The 18351-nt window shown below is 36.9% G+C and carries 19 protein-coding genes; 14 read left to right on the forward strand and 5 right to left on the reverse strand.

Going from position 1 to position 18351, the window contains the following annotated elements:
- The first annotated feature begins 142 nt into the window (after positions 1-142).
- Positions 143-1621, forward strand: a complete 1479-nt coding sequence (gene guaB / locus AAFQ93_RS01975) for an IMP dehydrogenase (RefSeq protein WP_045762410.1) — start codon at positions 143-145, stop codon at positions 1619-1621.
- 54 nt (positions 1622-1675) lie between these two features.
- Here guaB and recF read toward each other — a convergent pair whose 3' ends face one another.
- The gene (recF, locus tag AAFQ93_RS01980; RefSeq protein WP_375555466.1) at positions 1676-2767 is read right to left on the reverse strand and encodes a DNA replication/repair protein RecF; all 1092 of its coding nucleotides are present in this window, start codon (positions 2765-2767) and stop codon (positions 1676-1678) included.
- Between the two features lie 2 nt (positions 2768-2769).
- Complete coding sequence (gene yaaA / locus AAFQ93_RS01985) at positions 2770-3138, reverse strand: S4 domain-containing protein YaaA (RefSeq protein ID WP_223140368.1); 369 nt, start codon at positions 3136-3138, stop codon at positions 2770-2772.
- A 161-nt stretch (positions 3139-3299) separates the two neighbouring features.
- Here yaaA and yfmF point away from each other — a divergent pair, with 161 nt between their 5' ends.
- The 13 genes from yfmF (at position 3300) to tsf (ending at position 16078) form a co-directional block, all read left to right on the forward strand.
- Positions 3300-4550: an EF-P 5-aminopentanol modification-associated protein YfmF gene (gene yfmF, locus AAFQ93_RS01990; protein ID WP_375555467.1), complete on the forward strand. Its 1251-nt coding sequence runs from the start codon at positions 3300-3302 to the stop codon at positions 4548-4550.
- Positions 4547-5830: an EF-P 5-aminopentanol modification-associated protein YfmH gene (yfmH, locus tag AAFQ93_RS01995; protein WP_223140370.1), complete on the forward strand. Its 1284-nt coding sequence runs from the start codon at positions 4547-4549 to the stop codon at positions 5828-5830. The genes yfmF and yfmH overlap by 4 nt, the downstream gene beginning before the upstream one ends.
- A gap of 37 nt (positions 5831-5867) precedes the next feature.
- Positions 5868-6692: a cytoskeleton protein RodZ gene (rodZ, locus tag AAFQ93_RS02000; RefSeq protein WP_075226780.1), complete on the forward strand. Its 825-nt coding sequence runs from the start codon at positions 5868-5870 to the stop codon at positions 6690-6692.
- Between the two features lie 12 nt (positions 6693-6704).
- Entirely contained in the window at positions 6705-7244 is a 540-nt protein-coding gene (gene pgsA, locus AAFQ93_RS02005) for a CDP-diacylglycerol--glycerol-3-phosphate 3-phosphatidyltransferase (protein ID WP_375555468.1), read from the forward strand.
- Positions 7245-7246: 2 nt separating this feature from the next.
- Positions 7247-8074: an energy-coupling factor ABC transporter ATP-binding protein gene (locus AAFQ93_RS02010; RefSeq protein ID WP_375555469.1), complete on the forward strand. Its 828-nt coding sequence runs from the start codon at positions 7247-7249 to the stop codon at positions 8072-8074.
- Positions 8059-8898, forward strand: coding sequence for an energy-coupling factor transporter ATPase (locus AAFQ93_RS02015; RefSeq protein ID WP_223140373.1), 840 nt, complete (start codon positions 8059-8061; stop codon positions 8896-8898). The genes AAFQ93_RS02010 and AAFQ93_RS02015 overlap by 16 nt, the downstream gene beginning before the upstream one ends.
- On the forward strand, positions 8891-9685 hold the full coding sequence (locus AAFQ93_RS02020) for an energy-coupling factor transporter transmembrane component T family protein (protein ID WP_375555470.1): 795 nt from the start codon (positions 8891-8893) through the stop codon (positions 9683-9685). The genes AAFQ93_RS02015 and AAFQ93_RS02020 overlap by 8 nt, the downstream gene beginning before the upstream one ends.
- Before the next feature lie 21 nt (positions 9686-9706).
- Positions 9707-10528, forward strand: coding sequence for a rod shape-determining protein MreC (gene mreC / locus AAFQ93_RS02025; RefSeq protein ID WP_375555471.1), 822 nt, complete (start codon positions 9707-9709; stop codon positions 10526-10528).
- Positions 10525-11019, forward strand: coding sequence for a rod shape-determining protein MreD (gene mreD, locus AAFQ93_RS02030; protein ID WP_001237921.1), 495 nt, complete (start codon positions 10525-10527; stop codon positions 11017-11019). The genes mreC and mreD overlap by 4 nt, the downstream gene beginning before the upstream one ends.
- Positions 11020-11110: 91 nt before the next feature.
- Positions 11111-12328 carry a peptidoglycan hydrolase PcsB gene (gene pcsB, locus AAFQ93_RS02035; RefSeq protein ID WP_045762422.1) on the forward strand — a complete coding sequence of 406 codons (1218 nt, stop codon included), beginning with the start codon at positions 11111-11113 and terminating at the stop codon, positions 12326-12328.
- Positions 12329-12526: 198 nt separating this feature from the next.
- On the forward strand, positions 12527-13741 hold the full coding sequence (locus AAFQ93_RS02040) for an aminoacyltransferase (RefSeq protein WP_375555472.1): 1215 nt from the start codon (positions 12527-12529) through the stop codon (positions 13739-13741).
- A 435-nt stretch (positions 13742-14176) separates the two neighbouring features.
- Positions 14177-14959 carry a 30S ribosomal protein S2 gene (rpsB, locus tag AAFQ93_RS02045; protein WP_000268462.1) on the forward strand — a complete coding sequence of 261 codons (783 nt, stop codon included), beginning with the start codon at positions 14177-14179 and terminating at the stop codon, positions 14957-14959.
- A gap of 78 nt (positions 14960-15037) precedes the next feature.
- Entirely contained in the window at positions 15038-16078 is a 1041-nt protein-coding gene (gene tsf, locus AAFQ93_RS02050; RefSeq protein ID WP_000808094.1) for a translation elongation factor Ts, read from the forward strand.
- Between the two features lie 121 nt (positions 16079-16199).
- Here the strand turns inward: tsf and cysK are convergent, their stop codons facing one another.
- The 3 genes from cysK to AAFQ93_RS02065 form a co-directional block, all read right to left on the reverse strand.
- Complete coding sequence (cysK, locus tag AAFQ93_RS02055; protein ID WP_153224651.1) at positions 16200-17126, reverse strand: cysteine synthase A; 927 nt, start codon at positions 17124-17126, stop codon at positions 16200-16202.
- 96 nt (positions 17127-17222) lie between these two features.
- Positions 17223-17666: a PH domain-containing protein gene (locus AAFQ93_RS02060; protein ID WP_045762425.1), complete on the reverse strand. Its 444-nt coding sequence runs from the start codon at positions 17664-17666 to the stop codon at positions 17223-17225.
- A gap of 16 nt (positions 17667-17682) precedes the next feature.
- Positions 17683-18318, reverse strand: a complete 636-nt coding sequence (locus tag AAFQ93_RS02065) for a YigZ family protein (protein WP_223140378.1) — start codon at positions 18316-18318, stop codon at positions 17683-17685.
- Positions 18319-18351: the final 33 nt, after the last annotated feature.

Genomic DNA, 18351 nt, shown 5'->3' on the forward strand with positions numbered 1-18351 from the left:
AAACTATCTCTTCTTTAAAATTAAAGGGATAGTTTTTTTACATTATCTATTATCAATATAATTGACAAATTTTCATAGAATGGTATGATAGATACAATACAAAAAGCGTCAAGCTCAAAAAGAAAGAAAAGAGGAAACTTCAATGTCTAATTGGGACACTAAATTTTTGAAAAAAGGTTTTACCTTTGATGATGTATTGCTTATTCCAGCAGAGAGTCATGTATTGCCTAATGATGCGGATTTAACAACAAAATTGGCAGATAATTTGACTTTAAATATCCCAATTATTACAGCAGCCATGGATACTGTAACAGAAAGCCAAATGGCTATTGCTATTGCGCGTGCAGGTGGTCTTGGTGTTATCCATAAAAATATGTCTATTGAACAGCAGGCAGATGAAGTTCGTAAGGTAAAACGTTCTGAAAATGGTGTTATCATTGATCCATTCTTCTTGACTCCAGAGCATACAATTGCAGAAGCAGATGAACTCATGGGACGTTACCGTATCAGTGGTGTTCCAGTGGTTGAAACTCTTGAAAATCGTAAATTGGTTGGTATTTTAACAAACCGAGACCTTCGTTTTATTTCAGATTACAATCAACCAATCTCAAATCATATGACCAGTGAGAATCTTGTTACTGCTCCTGTTGGAACAGATCTTGAAACAGCTGAGAGCATTCTTCAAGAACACCGTATTGAAAAACTTCCTTTGGTTGATGAAGAAGGTCGTCTTTCTGGCTTGATCACGATTAAGGATATTGAAAAAGTGATTGAGTTTCCGAATGCAGCTAAAGATGAGTTCGGTCGTCTTCTAGTTGCTGGTGCGGTAGGTGTAACTTCTGATACTTTTGAACGTGCTGAAGCCCTCTTTGAAGCAGGAGCAGATGCCATTGTTATCGATACTGCCCATGGTCACTCAGCAGGTGTTCTTCGTAAAATTGCTGAAATCCGTGCGCACTTCCCAGATCGTACACTAATTGCCGGAAATATTGCCACTGCTGAAGGTGCACGTGCCCTTTATGATGCAGGAGTTGACGTTGTTAAAGTTGGTATTGGGCCAGGTTCAATCTGTACAACTCGTGTTATCGCAGGTGTAGGAGTTCCACAAGTTACAGCTATCTATGATGCAGCAGCAGTTGCACGTGAATATGGCAAAACAATCATTGCTGATGGTGGAATCAAGTATTCTGGAGATATTGTTAAAGCCCTTGCTGCTGGTGGAAATGCAGTAATGCTTGGATCAATGTTTGCAGGAACAGATGAAGCTCCAGGAGAAACTGAAATCTTCCAAGGACGTAAGTTCAAGACATATCGTGGTATGGGTTCAATCGCTGCAATGAAGAAAGGTTCAAGCGACCGTTACTTCCAAGGCTCTGTCAATGAAGCAAATAAACTCGTTCCAGAAGGAATTGAAGGACGTGTTGCATATAAAGGAGCAGCAGCTGATATCGTATTCCAAATGATTGGTGGTATCCGATCTGGTATGGGTTACTGTGGTGCAGCTAACCTTAAAGAATTGCATGACAATGCTCAATTTATCGAAATGTCAGGTGCCGGTCTAAAAGAAAGCCATCCACACGATGTGCAAATCACAAATGAAGCACCAAACTACTCAATGTAATAAAAAATCTCCTGTAAAACAGGAGATTTTTTGTTGTTTACGCCAATGTAAAATTTAGTTTACAGATAATTGACCGTTCTTTACAGTAAATATACTGAGATTATCTGGTAAGTTTTGAAGATGCTCTAAACTAGTTGTTGTAATAAAGGTTTGAATATTTTGAGATATAGTTTCTAATAATTTAAGTTGACGAGTATTGTCAAGTTCACTCATAACATCGTCAAGTAAAAGTATAGGCGATTCTTTTGTAATGCTCTCCATTAATTCGATTTCAGCTAGTTTAATAGAAAGAACAAGGCTACGATGTTGTCCTTGACTTCCAAAGCTTGCGTCCATTCCATTGATTAAGAAAATCATATCATCCCGATGAGGGCCAACTCCAGTATTCTTCTTAAATAAATCTCTTGATCTACTTTTTTGAAGTGCGGTATAGAAAGATTCTGCTAGTTTTCCCTTGTCAGTGAAGTTTACGGATGGTTGATAACGAATTGACAATTCTTCTAATTGGTCCGAAATATCAAAGTGTTTTTTACGACCAAAAGATTCCATTTTTTTTATAAATTCTTCTCTGTGGACCATCACCCGACAACCGTAGTCTACTAGCTGGTCATCTAGAACAGATAAAAATGTTTCGTCAATCTGATTCGCTGACTTTAAGTAGGTATTTCTTTGTTTGAGCACATGATTGTAGCTTGACAAATCTGACAAGTATATGGGTTTGATTTGTCCTAGTTCCATATCTATAAACTTACGTCGGATAGCAGGTGCTCCTTTGACAAGTTGTAAATCTTCGGGTGCAAATAGAACAATATTCATGTGTCCAATATAGTCAGATAGCCGAGCTTGCTTTAAGTGATTGACCTTAGTAATCCGACCTTTTGGAGTCAAGTCAATCTCAAGTGGTACAGTAGCCGTTCGTTTTTGAAGAATTCCAGAAACTTGAAGCTGCTCTTCTTCAAATCGGATTAAATTCTTGTCTGTCTTTGTCCGATGACTTCTAGTTAAAGCTAAAAAGTAAATACTTTCCAGAAGATTGGTTTTGCCTTGAGCATTTCGACCAACAAATACATTTAATTTAGGATTAAATTCAATTTCGGTATCCTGATAGTTTCTAAATTGTTTGATGGATAAGTTTTTTAGCCACATACTTATCTACCTGGAAAACGTGGTGCAGTTTTTGTTTTAGCTTTCGGGATCTTTTTTGTTGGCTTTTTTTTGACCGTCTTATTCATTTCTTTGACAAGTTTAGCCACACGTTCTTTCTCAAGTTTTTCTTGGAGATATTCTTCCTGTTCTTCTAAGCTCGGTTGCGTCAGAATGATTTGGATTTTCATGTCAGGAATGTCGATAGAGTCTCCGATTCTTACTTTTTTCCCACGACGATTTTCTAATTCCCCATTAAAGTAGACATGATGCTCAGCTAAAAAGGATTTAATAGCTCCTCCACTGTGTATAATACCAAGTTCTTTCAAGAGAGCTTGGAGAGTGATAAATTCTTCAAATAATTTGTGTTCCATAGTTCACCTCAATCTTTGGTATTATACCATATTTTACTTTGAAATGGCAGAGGTAAATTCGTTAGAAATGAAAGCGATTTTAATTCTAAAAGGGGTAAAGAGAACAAGAAAATTTTCTCTTTTCATGGTATAATAGAACTCTATGTAGAAGGAGGTAAGAGATGGAGTTAGTACCTGGAATTGCAGTGCATTTTATCCAATCAAAAAAATTTAAAACCAATAAAATTACTGTGCGTTTCACAGCTCCATTGTCTTTGGATTCAATTTCAAGTCGTATGTTAAGTGCCAGTATGCTTGAAACTGCCAACCAAAGTTATCCAACTGCTCAACTGTTTCGAAAACGTTTAGCAACCTTGTATGGAACTGATTTGTCAGCGCACGCCTATCGAAGAGGACAAAGTCATCTTGTGGATTTGAGTATTTCCTATGTGCGTGATGAATTTTTAAGTAAGAAAAACGTATTAACTTCTCAAATTTTAGAATTACTGCATCAGGTTCTGTTTACACCATTGTCGGATGAGGATGGATTCGAGAAAAATACTTTTGACATCGAGAAAAAACAGATCTTATCAAGGCTGGAATCAGAATTAGAAGACCCATTCTTCTTTGCACATAAAGAGTTGGATCAATTGTTTTTCCAAGAAGAATCAATGCAGCTAGTTCCAAAAGATTTGATTTCTAGAATTTCAGAAGAGACTTCAAAAACATGTTTTTCAAGCTATCAAAAAATGCTAAAAGAAGACCAAATAGATATTTTCTTCCTAGGTGATTTTAATGAAATTGAAGTTTTAGAGTTTTTACATAAATTTCCTTTAACAGGTCGTAAATCAGTTGTAAACATTCAATATCAGCAACCCTATTCTAATATTCTTAGAGAAGGTATTGTTAGAAAGAGATTAGGACAGTCTGTTTTAGAGATGGGCTACCATAGTTCAGTGGCATATGGTGATGAAGAACAGATGGCAGTGCTTCTTGTCAATGGTCTTTTAGGAGCCTTTCCTCATTCGAAACTATTTACCCAAGTGCGAGAAAAAGAAGGACTGGCCTATACGGTATCAAGTCATTTGGATCTCTTTAGTGGATTTTTACGATTGTTTGCTGGAATTGATCGGCAAAATCGAAATAAAGTAAGAAAATTGATGAATCATCAGTTGCTTGACATAAAAAATGGCAAGTTTACAGATAAGGAGATTGATCAGACCAAACAAATGATTCGTCGATCAATACTACTTGCTCAGGATAATCAAGATTCTATCGTCGATAAATATTATCTGTCAACTTTTTTTGGAAAAGCGAATCTTGACACAAAAACTTTAATCGATAAGCTTGAACAAGTTGATAGAGAAGCAATTTGTGAAGCAGCAAACAGTTTTAAGTTGCAGGCTATTTATTTTATGGAAGGAGCAGAATGACCAGACCTACTTTTCAAAAGAAATATTATCCTGCTGTAAAAGAAACTTTGTATCAAACTAGCTTAGAAAATGGTTTGACAGTTACTTTACTACCTAAAAAGGACTTTAACGAGGTTTATGGCGTTGTAAGTGTCCAAGTTGGTTCTGTTGACATAAGGTTTACAGTGGATGATAAGGACTTACAACAATATCCACAAGGAATTGCTCATTTCTTAGAACATAAGCTTTTTGAAAGAGAAGATTCTGGAGATGTTATGGCAGCTTTTACAGAGTTGGGTGCTGAAAGTAATGCCTTTACGAGCTTTACGAAAACTAGCTATCTTTTCTCGACTTCTGAAAATGTTCTAGAGTGTTTAGATTTACTAGACGAACTTGTCACTACTTTCAATATGACTGAAGAATCTGTGGAGCGCGAAAAGGATATCATTCAACAGGAAAGAGAGATGTATCAGGATGATCCGGATTCTTGTCTATTTTTCAAGACTTTGGCAAATCTCTATCCAGAAAGTCCTTTAGCTTCAGATATTGTTGGTAGTGAAAACTCTATTGATGCTATTTGTTTGGAGGATTTAAAAGAGAACTTTAAAGAGTTTTACAGACCTGTCAATAGTAATATCTTTTTAGTGGGGAATTTTGATTTTGAACTGCTTGAAGATTATTTTGCTAAGAAATCTCATCCTCAAGAAAAAAAACATGAGTTTAAGAGAGAACGAATACCTTTACATCCTGTAAAGACTGCTGAAAGTTTACGGATGGACGTGGCTTCTCCAAAACTAGCGATCGGTATTAGAGGAAATGAAGATATCGGAAATCGAGATCAGTATCGTTATCATCTTTTATTGAAATTGTTGTTTACAATGATGTTTGGTTGGACTTCACAAAGATTTCAAAAATTATATGAGACAGGTAAACTGGATGCTTCCCTGTCTTTAGAAATTGAAGTAGATCCTCGTTTCCATTTTGTGATATTAACAATGGATACAAAGGAACCTGTGGCACTTTCTCATCAATTTCGTAAAGCTATTCGTAATTTTATGAAAGATGAGGATGTAACTGAGGATCACTTGGATATTGTAAAAACTGAGATGTATGGAGAATTTCTTCATAGTATGGATTCCCTAGAATACATTGCGACTCAGTATCATCCAACCGATACAGGTTCTACCCTGTTTGACCTTCCTAAACTTTTGCAGGAAATTACTTTAGAAGATGTTCTAGAGGCTGGACATGATTTGATAGATAATAGCGATATGGTTGATTGTACAATTTTCCCGATATAATCGCTAGAAAATACACTAGAAAGAAGGAATGTTAAGTATGAGAAAAAAAACAATTGGTGAGGTCTTACGTCTTGCAAGAATTAACCAAGGACTGAGCTTAGAGGAATTGCACAGAAAGACAGATATTCAGCTGGATTTGTTGGAGGCAATGGAGTCAGATGATTTTGACAAACTACCGAGTACTTTTTATGCTCGTTCATTTTTGAGAAAGTATGCTTGGGCTGTTGAATTAGATGAAAATATCGTTCTAGATGCCTATGATTCGGGAAGTATGATTACTTATGAAGAAGTTGATGTAGATGAGATTGAACTTTCAGGACGTAGACGGTCTAATCGAAAGAAAAATTCATTTCTCCCGCTATTTTACTTTGTTCTTTTTTCTTTATCAATTTTAATTTTTGTAACCTACTATGTGTGGAATTATATTCAAACCCAACCAACTGCGTCTTCTGCAGCAACTTATAGTGTTGTGAGTTCAACAAGTAGCTCTAGTAGTGTAGCATCAAGTAGTAGTCAAGCTACTAGTTCATCAAGTTCGAGCGAGGCAACTACTTTGACTGTTTCAGGTCAGGGAGATGCTTTATCAGTGGAATATAAGACATCTAAAGATTCTGCGGAGCTTCAATTATCTGTTACAGATGCAACAAGCTGGATTAGTGTTTCGGATACTGATTTAGCAGGAGGAGTAACTCTTGAACCTAATAATAAAACAGCTAAAACAACCATTTCTAAAGGATCTCCAGTAACCATAACATTGGGTGTTGTTAAAGGAGTGTCAGTGAAAATTGATAATAAGGAAATTGACACTTCAAAATTAACTGGTCAAACTGGTTGGATTACTCTAACATTAAGTTCAAACTAAAGAAAGGATAACATGAAAAAAGAAAATATTCCTAATATGCTTACGCTTGGTAGAATTTTATTTATTCCGATTTTTATTCTCCTTCTATCAGTTGGACCATCTCCAGTGTTACATAAAATAGCAGCAGTTATTTTTGCTATTGCCAGTATCACTGATTATCTAGATGGTTATTTAGCTAGAAAATGGCAAGTGGTTAGTAATTTCGGAAAGTTTGCAGATCCAATGGCTGATAAATTATTGGTCATGTCAGCCTTTATCATGTTGGTCGGTCTAAGGATGGCACCAGCTTGGGTGGTAGCAGTTATTATCTGCCGTGAACTTGCAGTCACTGGTTTGCGCTTGCTCTTAGTTGAAACAGGAGGTACCGTTCTAGCTGCTGCTATGCCTGGAAAAATCAAGACATTTAGTCAGATGTTTGCGATAATATTCTTGCTACTTCACTGGAATGTGCTTGGTCAGATAACTCTTTATATTGCCTTGTTCTTCACAGTTTATTCTGGTTATGATTATTTCAAGGGAAGCGCATATTTGTTTAAAGGAACCTTTCATTAGATATGGAATCGATTATTGAGATAAAAGACCTGTCTTTTCAATATCAGGCAGATCAAGAACATTATGATGTTCATAACATTACGTTTCACGTGAAACGTGGAGAATGGTTGTCTATCGTTGGTCATAATGGTAGTGGAAAATCAACGACAGTTCGCTTGATTGATGGTTTGCTCGAGGCTGAATCTGGAGAAATTTGGATAGACGGTGATTGCCTAACTCCAGAAAATGTCTGGGAAAAAAGACGTAAGATTGGTATGGTCTTTCAAAATCCTGATAACCAATTCGTAGGAGCAACTGTTGAAGACGACGTTGCTTTTGGACTGGAAAATCAAGGAATCCCACTTGAAGAGATGAAGAAACGTGTTTCTGAGGCTTTATCATTGGTTGGGATGGCTGAATTTGCTAAAAAGGAACCAGCTCGCTTGTCAGGAGGTCAGAAACAGAGGGTAGCTATTGCAGGAGTTGTTGCTCTGCGACCAGATATTTTAATCTTGGATGAGGCTACAAGTATGTTGGACCCAGAGGGACGATTAGAGTTGATTAAGATAGTCCAGAAGATTCGCAAAGACCATCAGATGACAGTCATCTCCATTACGCATGATCTGGATGAGGTTGCCATGAGTGACAGAGTTTTGGTGATGAAAAAAGGAGAAGTCGAGTCAACTAGCACTCCTAGAGAATTATTTTCTAGATTGGATTTAGATCAAATTGGCTTAGATCAACCCTTTGTCAACCAATTGAAAGAATCGTTACGTACTAGTGGTTTGAATTTGCCAGAGTTCTATCTTACAGAAGATGAACTTGAGGAGGCTTTATGGGAATTATTCTAGACAATGTTAGTTATACGTATCAAGAAGGAACGCCGTTTGCCTCAGCTGCCTTGTCCGACGTCAGTTTGTCAATAGAGGATGGCTCTTATACTGCGATTATTGGGCATACAGGAAGCGGAAAGTCTACAATCCTTCAACTTTTGAATGGTTTGTTGGTTCCTACAGAGGGAAGTGTTCGTGTTTTTGATACATTGATTACATCAACATCCGTCAATAAGCAAATTCGTCAAATTCGTAAACAAGTTGGGTTGGTATTTCAGTTTGCAGAGAACCAAATTTTTGAGGAAACTGTCCTAAAAGATGTGGCTTTTGGCCCTCAAAATTTTGGAGTTTCTGTAGAAGAGGCAGAAGCTATTGCGCGTGAAAAACTAGCTTTAGTAGGAATTGATGAGTCACTCTTTGAACGAAGTCCATTTGAACTTTCAGGGGGACAAATGAGACGGGTTGCTATTGCTGGAATTTTGGCGATGGAGCCTAGCATTTTGGTCTTAGACGAGCCAACAGCTGGTTTGGATCCAATTGGTCGGAAAGAGTTGATGGCCTTGTTTAAAAAGCTTCATCAAGATGGTATCGCGATTGTTTTGGTGACTCACCTTATGGATGATGTAGCAGAATTTGCTGACCAAGTTTACGTAATGGAAAAAGGGAAATTAGTTAAGAGTGGGAAACCAAGTCTTGTCTTTCAAAATGTCGAATTTATGGAAAAAATCCAATTGGGTGTTCCAAAAATTACAAGATTTGCTCAAAGGCTTGCTAACAGAGGAGTTTCTTTTAAACAATTGCCGATAACGATAGAGGAGTTTAAGGAGTTTATCAATGGATAATATGATTTTAGGTCGATACATACCAGGAAATTCGATTATTCATCGTCTAGATCCTCGTAGTAAGTTAGTAGCAATGATTTTATTGATCATCATCGCTTTTTGGGCCAATAATCCAATTACAAATCTCATACTCTTCATTGCAACAGGCCTATTTGTCGTTTTATCAGAAGTTCCCTTATCTTTTTTTATAAAAGGTTTGCGGTCTATGTTTTTTCTGATTGCTTTTACAACCCTTTTTCAACTGTTCTTTATCTCTGGTGGTCACGTCTTGTTCGAGATGGGATTTATAAAAATCACAAGCTATGGTATTGAGCAGGCAGGAATTATTTTTTGTCGTTTTGTGTTGATTATCTTTTTCTCAACCTTGCTTACTTTGACAACCATGCCATTGAGCTTGGCAACAGCGGTTGAATCCTTGCTCGGACCTTTAAAAAGATTTAAGGTTCCAGTTCATGAGATTGGACTCATGTTGTCCATGAGTTTACGCTTTGTACCAACCTTGATGGATGATACGATTCGCATTATGAATGCTCAAAAGGCGCGTGGTGTTGATTTTGGAGAAGGTAATGTAATTCAAAAGGTTAAGGCTATGATTCCTATTTTGATTCCTTTGTTCGCTACAAGTTTGAAACGAGCGGATTCTCTTGCTACAGCCATGGAAGCTAGAGGCTATCAAGGTGGTAATGGACGTAGCCAGTATCGACAGTTAAATTGGATGAACAGAGACAGTATAGCGCTATTATTTGTTTGTGTATTGGGTGCAATTCTATTTTTGCTAAAATCTTAGAATGTAATATAAGGTAGAGGTATGAACCGTTTTAAAAAATCAAAATATATCATTGTTCTATTTGTCGTTGTATTAGTAGTATCCGTTTTTTTAGTAACAACACAATCAAGTGCAGTTGTAACAAAAGCTGGAGATGGAATTTCGTTAGTCGATAGAATAGTGCAAAAGCCTTTTCAATGGCTTTCTTCCGTAAAATCTGATTTAGGTCGTTTGACTAGAACCTATAACGAGAATGAAACTCTCAAAAAAGAACTCTATCAGATGAAGAAGGAAACGAATGAAGCAGACAGTTTGAAGGAAGAAAATGAGCAACTACGTCAGTTATTGGATATGAAGTCAAAATTGAATGCAACCAAGTTGATTGCTTCTGATGTCATCATGAGAACTCCTGCAACTTGGAAACAAGAGTTGACAATTAATTCAGGTTCTCAACAAGGTGTGACCAGTAATATGCTTGTGATTGCTGGTGGGGGACTGATTGGAAGCGTGGGAAAGGTTGAAGATAACTCTACTGTGGTCAACTTATTGACCAACGCGGAAAATACGGAGAAAATCTCCGTTAAAATCCAACACGGTTCTACTAGTATATATGGTATTATCATTGGGTACGACAAAGAAAAAGACTTGCTTAAAATAAGCCAGTTAAATAGTAGTAGTGATATCAGCCAAGGAGACAAGGTAGTTACAGGAGGTCTGGGCAACTTTAAAACTACAGATATTCCCGTAGGAGAGGTTGTATCAGTTACCCATAGTAGTGATTATCTAACAAGAGAAGTTATGGTCAAACTCCATGCTGATCCAATGAATCTAAAAGTCGTAGAGTTAGTGGGGAATCCATCATGAGACTGTTGAAGCAGATAGGGATGTTTTTACTCTTGCCTATAGTTGTCTTAATAGACAGTCATTTAGGGCAATTTGTAAATAGTTTTTTTCCACATTTTCAAATTGTGAGCCACTTTATCTTCATCTTCTTGTTGTTTGAAACAATAGAAGTATCTGAGTATCTGTTTTTAGCTTATTGTCTAGTTCTAGGGCTTATATACGATATTTATTTCTTCCATTTGATTGGAATCGCTAGTCTTCTATTTGTGATTATTGGAGCAATAGTGTATAAAAGCAACTCAGTTATTTTGTCAAATAGATGGACTCGACTATTAGCTATTTTAATGATGACTTTCTCTTTTGAATTTGGTAGTTTTCTTCTAGCGCAAATGATTGGCTTAACTGCTGAAAATATAACAGTCTTTATCGTTTATGGTCTAGTTCCGTCAATGATATTAAACTGTCTCTGGATGTTAGTTTTCCAGTTTATTTTTGAAAAAATATATCTATAAGAAAGAAACAAAACTGTAATAAAGGCGTAATATTTATTAAGCCTTTTTTTGATATACTAGTATTGTCTTAAAAGAAGGAGTATTTACACTTATGAAGAAAAAAATCCTAGCATCACTTTTGTTAAGTACAGTATTGGTCTCACAAGGAGCTGTTCTTTCAAGTGTTAAAGCAAATACAACAGATGAAAAGATTGCTGCTCAAGATAGTAAAATTAGTAACTTGACAGCTCAACAGAAAGAAGCTCAAAAACAAGTAGACGAAATTCAAACTAAAGTTTCAGCTATTCAATCAGAGCAAGAAAAATTACAATCTGAAAACGAAAAACTTCAAGAAGAATCTAAAAAACTTGAAGGTGAAATCGCAGAGCTTTCAAAAAACATCGTAGCACGTAACGAATCGCTTGAAAACCAAGCTCGTAGCGCACAAACGAACGGAACTGCTACAAGTTACATTAATACGATTATTAACTCTGACTCAATCACAGAAGCTATTTCTCGTGTAGCAGCTATGAGTGAAATCGTATCAGCAAACAATAAAATGTTGCAGCAACAAAAAGAAGATAAGAAAGCTATCTCTGAAAAACAAGTTGCAAACAACGAAGCAATCAATACAGTCATTGCTAACCAACAAACGCTTGCTGACGATGCTCAAGCTTTGACAACAAAACAAGCAGAATTGAAAGTAGCTGAGTTAAATCTTGCAGCTGAAAAAGCTACAGCAGAAAACGAAAAAGCTAGCTTGCTAGAGAAAAAAGCAGCAGCAGAGGCAGAAGCTAAAGCAGCAGCGGAGGCAGAAGCAGCATATAAAGCTAAACAAGCAAGTCAACAACAATCACTTGCAGCTTCAGCCAACACAACTTTTGCTGCACAAGTACAAGCAACTTCAAGTTCTTCATCATCTTCATCATCAGATGATGAATCAAGCTACACACCTGCAGCAACTACTGTAAGTCAACGACCAACTTATAGTTCAAATGCTTCAAGTTACCCTACAGGTCAATGTACATGGGGTGCTAAGACTTTGGCTCCATGGGCTGGTGATTATTGGGGTAATGGTGGTCAGTGGGCTACTAGTGCAGCAGCAGCAGGTTTCCGTACAGGTTCTACACCACAAGTTGGTGCGATTGCTTGTTGGGATGATGGTGGATATGGACACGTAGCGGTTGTTACAGCTGTTGAATCAACAACGCGTATTCAAGTTTCAGAATGTAACTATGATGGTAGCGGAACTCAACCAATCGGAAATTATCGTGGATGGTTTAATCCTACAGCATCACGTGGTACAGTAAGATACATTTATCCAAACTAACATATTAATTATTATTAAATTTAGGGTGAGGTTTTATGAATCTCACCCTTTGTATAGTATTAATAAAAAATTTTCATCAGAATGTTTTTGTCATTATGGAATGAAAGATGGGATGAAAATTATCAGATATGTAGCTAGAATAAATATGTTTATCTAACGAAATAATAACAAGATTTTAAGAGAGTTGGTACTGGAATTATGTTTACTTATAAAATGAATGTTGATGTTCAAGAGTGGGATTTATTTTTAGAAAATCATCCTCAAGGGAATTTATTGCAGAGTAGTGATTGGGCCAAGATAAAGGATACTTGGGGGAATGAGAGAGTTGGATTTTATAAAGAGAATCAACTAGTTGGAGTAGCGAACATCTTAATTCAGCCTCTTCCATTAGGATTTTCCATGTTCTATATTCCAAGAGGCCCAGTTATTAATTATGAAGATAAAGAACTTCTGAAATTTGTGCTTTTAACATTGAAAAAACTTGCTAAAAAAAGCCATGCAATAATGGTTAAATTTGATCCAAGTTTGTTTATCAGTCGAAGTCTTATCGACCAAGAAACTATTCAAAATTCTAAAACTTTTGAAATTGTTGAGGAATTGCAAAAAAACAAAGTTCATTGGACAGGTTTGACAAAGGATATGGCAGAAAACATACAACCTCGTTTTCAAGCTAATATTCATAAAGAAAACTTCTCGCTAGATCAACTATCCAAGTCTACTAGACAGGCAATCCGAACTGCAAGAAATAAAGGATTGGAAGTGAAATTCGGTGGACTCGACTTATTAGATGAATTTTCATTTTTAATGAAGAAAACAGAGTCTCGTAAGAATATCAGTTTACGAGGCAAAGATTATTATCAGAAGTTACTGACTACTTATCCTGATCACTCTTTTATCACACTGAGCTACTTAGATTTACCTAATAGACTGAAAGAAGTTGAGCAGCAACTCGAAAAGAATCTTAAAATAGCGCAGAAATTTACTGATAAAACAAAAGAAGGCAAAATAAAAGAGAATCAGCAAGAGAGAAAACGATTAGAGGAAGAAATTTCTTTTCTTAAGAGCCATATTGATAGAGGGGACAGTGTCGTTCCATTGTCTGGAACTTTAACCATCGAATTTGGGAAAACTTCTGAAAACTTATATGCTGGAATGAATGAGGAATTTAGACATTATCAACCTGCTATTCCAACATGGTTTGAGACTGCTCAGCATTCATTTGAACGTGGAGCAGAGACTCATAATATGGGTGGAATTGAAAATAATTTAGAGGGTGGGTTATTTAATTTTAAATCTAAGTTTAATCCCACTATCGAGGAATTTACTGGTGAGTTTAATTTCCCAACTAGCTCATTGTATTTCTTGTTTAATATAGCCTATAAAATCCGAAAGAAACTTCGAAGTAGCAAGTAGATAGTTAAAGACTTATTGGTAAGTTTAATCTTTAGTAATTGTTTTTTTGATAACATAGAGTATGAAGATATGACACTTGCTATAAAAAAATATAAAGTAGATTCTTTCATATCAAAACATTTAAGTTATCAACTCGAAATATTTTGTATTTATCTGAATCTCAACATAAGTGGTTATTGCATATTTAGCAGTAACAATTTATGTTGGGATGTTTTTTATTTAAAGTGAATAAATTTTTTTAAAATTTCAGTTGGGAAGTTAGGTTATGAAGGAAAAACTAGCAAAATTACTTGAAAAAAAAGCTTAACTATGATACAATGTAACTTGTCGTGTAAACGATAATACTCATTCTTGATGAATTGTGAAGCTGTTGCCTTTGGGTCGTTTTGCAAGCTGAAATCAAGAAGAGGAAAAAAACAAAAAGGAGAAATACTCATGGCAGTAATTTCAATGAAACAACTTCTTGAGGCTGGTGTACACTTTGGTCACCAAACTCGTCGCTGGAACCCTAAGATGGCTAAGTACATCTTCACTGAGCGTAACGGAATCCACGTTATCGACTTGCAACAAACTGTAAAATACGCTGACCAAGCATACGACTTCATGCGTGATGCTGCAGCTAATGATGCAGTTGTATTGTTTGTTGGTACTAAGAAACAAGCAGCTGACGCAGTTGCTGAAGAAGCAGTACGTTCAGGTCAATACTTCATCAACCACCGTTGGTTGGGTGGAACTCTTACAAACTGGGGAACAATCCAAAAACGTATCGCTCGTTTGAAAGAAATCAAACGTATGGAAGAAGATGGAACTTTTGAAGTTCTTCCTAAGAAAGAAGTTGCACTTCTTAACAAACAACGTGCACGTCTTGAAAAATTCTTGGGTGGTATCGAAGATATGCCTCGTATTCCAGATGTAATGTACGTAGTTGACCCACATAAAGAGCAAATCGCTGTTAAAGAAGCTAAAAAATTGGGAATCCCAGTTGTAGCGATGGTTGACACAAACACAGATCCAGACGATATCGATGTAATCATCCCAGCTAACGATGACGCTATCCGCGCAGTTAAGTTGATTACAGCTAAATTGGCAGACGCTATCATCGAAGGTCGCCAAGGTGAAGATGCTGTTGCAGCAGTTGAAGCAGAATTTGCAGCTTCAGAAGCTCAAGCAGACTCAATCGAAGAAATCGTTGAAGTTGTAGAAGGCGACAACGCTTAATTCATATAAATAGTAATTACCTAGGAGGGCGGGGCTTAGCCCGGCTCTCCTATTTTTAAAAAATATAGGAGAATCAAAATGGCAGAAATTACAGCTAAACTTGTTAAAGAGTTGCGTGAAAAATCTGGTGCTGGTGTTATGGACGCTAAAAAAGCATTGGTTGAAGTTGAAGGCGATATCGAAAAAGCGATCGAATTGCTTCGCGAAAAAGGTATGGCAAAAGCAGCTAAGAAAGCTGACCGTGTTGCTGCAGAAGGTTTGACTGGTGTTTATGTTGACGGTAACGTTGCAGCAGTTGTTGAAGTAAATGCTGAAACTGACTTCGTTGCGAAAAACGCTCAATTTGTTGAGTTGGTAAACGCAACAGCTAAAGCGATCGCAGAAGGAAAACCAGCTAACAACGAAGAAGCTCTTGCTTTGACAATGCCTTCAGGTGAAACTCTTGAAGCGGCTTATGTGTCTGCAACAGCAACTATCGGAGAAAAAATCTCATTCCGTCGCTTTGCTTTGATTGAAAAAACAGATGCACAACACTTCGGAGCATACCAACACAACGGTGGACGTATCGGTGTTATCTCTGTAATCGAAGGTGGAGACGAAGCACTTGCTAAACAAATTTCAATGCACATCGCTGCTATGAAACCAACAGTTCTTTCATACAAAGAATTGGATGAGCAATTTGTTAAAGATGAGTTGGCACAATTGAACCACGTTATCGACCAAGATAATGAAAGCCGTGCTATGGTTGGTAAACCAGCTCTTCCACACTTGAAATATGGATCAAAAGCTCAATTGACTGATGAAGTGATTGCTCAAGCTGAAGCTGATATTAAAGCTGAGTTGGCTGCAGAAGGCAAACCAGAAAAAATCTGGGATAAAATCATCCCAGGTAAAATGGATCGTTTCTTGCTTGACAACACTAAAGTTGACCAAGCATACACACTTCTTGCACAAGTTTACATCATGGATGACAGCAAGACAGTTGAAGCTTACCTTGAATCAGTTAACGCTTCAGTAGTTGAGTTCGCTCGCTTTGAAGTTGGTGAAGGTATCGAAAAAGCTGCAAACGACTTTGAAGCAGAAGTTGCAGCTACAATGGCAGCAGCCTTGAATAACTAATAAAAAAGTAAGGAAGCAAATCTGCTTCCTTTTCTTTTGTTAGAGGGGACTCATAGGAATCCTTTTTTATTTTAAAAGATAAACAAAAAGCCCTATACAAGGGCTTAGTGTATTTAGGAGACTACACTTCGAATTCATAGAGTGCTGTAGATAGGTAACGTTCTCCGTTATCTGGTGCAAGCGCAAGGACTTTTTTACCTGCTCCAAGTTTTTTAGCGACTTCAATTGCTGCATAGATAGCTGCTGCAGAAGAAATACCGACTAAGAATCCTTCTTTTCCACCGATTTCACGGCCAAGTGCAAGAGCATTATCTGATGTTACACGAACGATACCATCGTAAGCTTTTGTATCAAGTGTATCTGGAATGAATCCAGCAGAGATACCTTGAATTTTGTGAGGACCTGGCTTTTCACCAGACAAGATAGCTGACTCGTCTGCCTCAACAGCAAAAACTTGAATGTTTGAGTTAGCAGTTTTAAGAGCATGAGAAACACCAGAAATAGTTCCTCCAGTACCAACACCGGCAACAAAGGCGTCTAAACCATCAGCTCCGAAATCAGCTAGAATTTCAGCTCCTGTTGTTCTTTCGTGAACTTCTGGGTTAGCTTGGTTATTAAACTGTAATGGTAGGAAACCATCACGCTCAGCAGCAATTTCCTGCGCTTTTGCAATCGCACCTTTCATTCCTTCGCTACCAGGAGTGAGGACTAGTTCAGCTCCATAAGCTTGGATAATTTTACGACGTTCCACGCTCATTGTTTCAGGCATAACGATAACAACTTTATAGCCTTTAGCGGCACCAACCCATGAGAGACCAATACCAGTGTTCCCACTAGTTGCTTCTACAATGGTAGAACCTGGTTTCAATTTACCTTCTTGTTCTGCTTTTTCAATCATGCTTAGGGCGATACGGTCCTTAACTGACGATCCTGGGTTAAAAGCTTCAAGTTTTACATAAACATCTGCTGCACCTTCTGGTACAATGTTATTCAATTTAACAATCGGTGTTCTACCGATGAGTTCTGTGATATTGTTATAAATTGCCATATTAGCACCTCTTTATATAAGATGCTACTAGTATAACGCTAACTTTAACTTTTGTAAAATATAGAAATCCTATCGGAGTGATAGGATTTTTTTATATCAGTGATTCAAACCATTCATATTCAAACGATTATGATAAGCTAAGTCAAATAGATAGGTGTAAAGAGGTACAATATCAGTTTTCTTTGGAAATTCAAATTTGTGAGAATTAAAATGCTCATTGTGAGATTTTAAAAAGGCATTTTCTAAATAAGTAATCGTAATCTCACTATCATCAATCCCAAGTCCAGCAGTTTCCATTTCAACATTGACAATGTTCATGAGGAAAATTGATTTGATAGACATCTTCCGTCCGGTTGCCCCTTGTTTATCTGTAAAGATGATTCGGATATTTGTAAAGATAATTGAGTCACGAATGAGTTTATATCCGCTTTGAATTTCTTCATTTTCTAATAAATATTGTCCAAACTCCTTGGTAAGAGCTTCTTTACTTTGCTCACTGAAGTTTCCAGCGAGTCCCTGAATTAATCTTCCAAAAGCCATATGATATTTCCTTTCTTTACGATAGGTTTACAGGTACTTCAACTTCACGTAAACCTTTGTCAGTTAGAGTAACTTTTCCATTGAAAAATTCAATGAGATCAGCCTTGATACCTTCTTTCTTTTCTTTATCAATGAAAATCATAGTGTCAACTTGATCTGTAAAGTTTGTCTCTAATTCTATGAGATTATGCTCTTTAAGAAAATTCCCATATTCTTGATACTGGGCATAGGACATGTGAATTTGGATCCCTGCCTGTTCTTTAATTTCAATAATGCCAATTTCCTTAACTGCTAGGGCAACACTACCAGCATAAGCGCGAATCAAACCACCAGTCCCTAGTTTGATACCACCAAAATAACGAGTAACTACAACACAGACATTAGTAAGGTTGTGATTCTCCAGAACTCCTAGCATAGGAACGCCAGCAGTCCCACTAGGTTCTCCATCATCACTAGTTCGCTTGATTTCACTACGCTCACCGACAATAAAAGCAGAGCAGTTGTGGGTAGCTTTATAGTGTTCTTTTTTAATAGTTGTGATAAAATCACGAGCCTCTTCCTCACTATAGACACGTTTGGCATGACAGATAAAGCGTGATTTTTTGATTTCTTCTTGGACTTGTCCGTCCTCTTTTATAGTTATGTATTCCATATTTTTATTGTACTAAAAAATAGCGTAAAGTTC

The organism is Streptococcus nidrosiense (assembly GCF_042140045.1).
Classification (GTDB): Bacteria; Bacillota; Bacilli; order Lactobacillales; family Streptococcaceae; genus Streptococcus; species Streptococcus nidrosiense.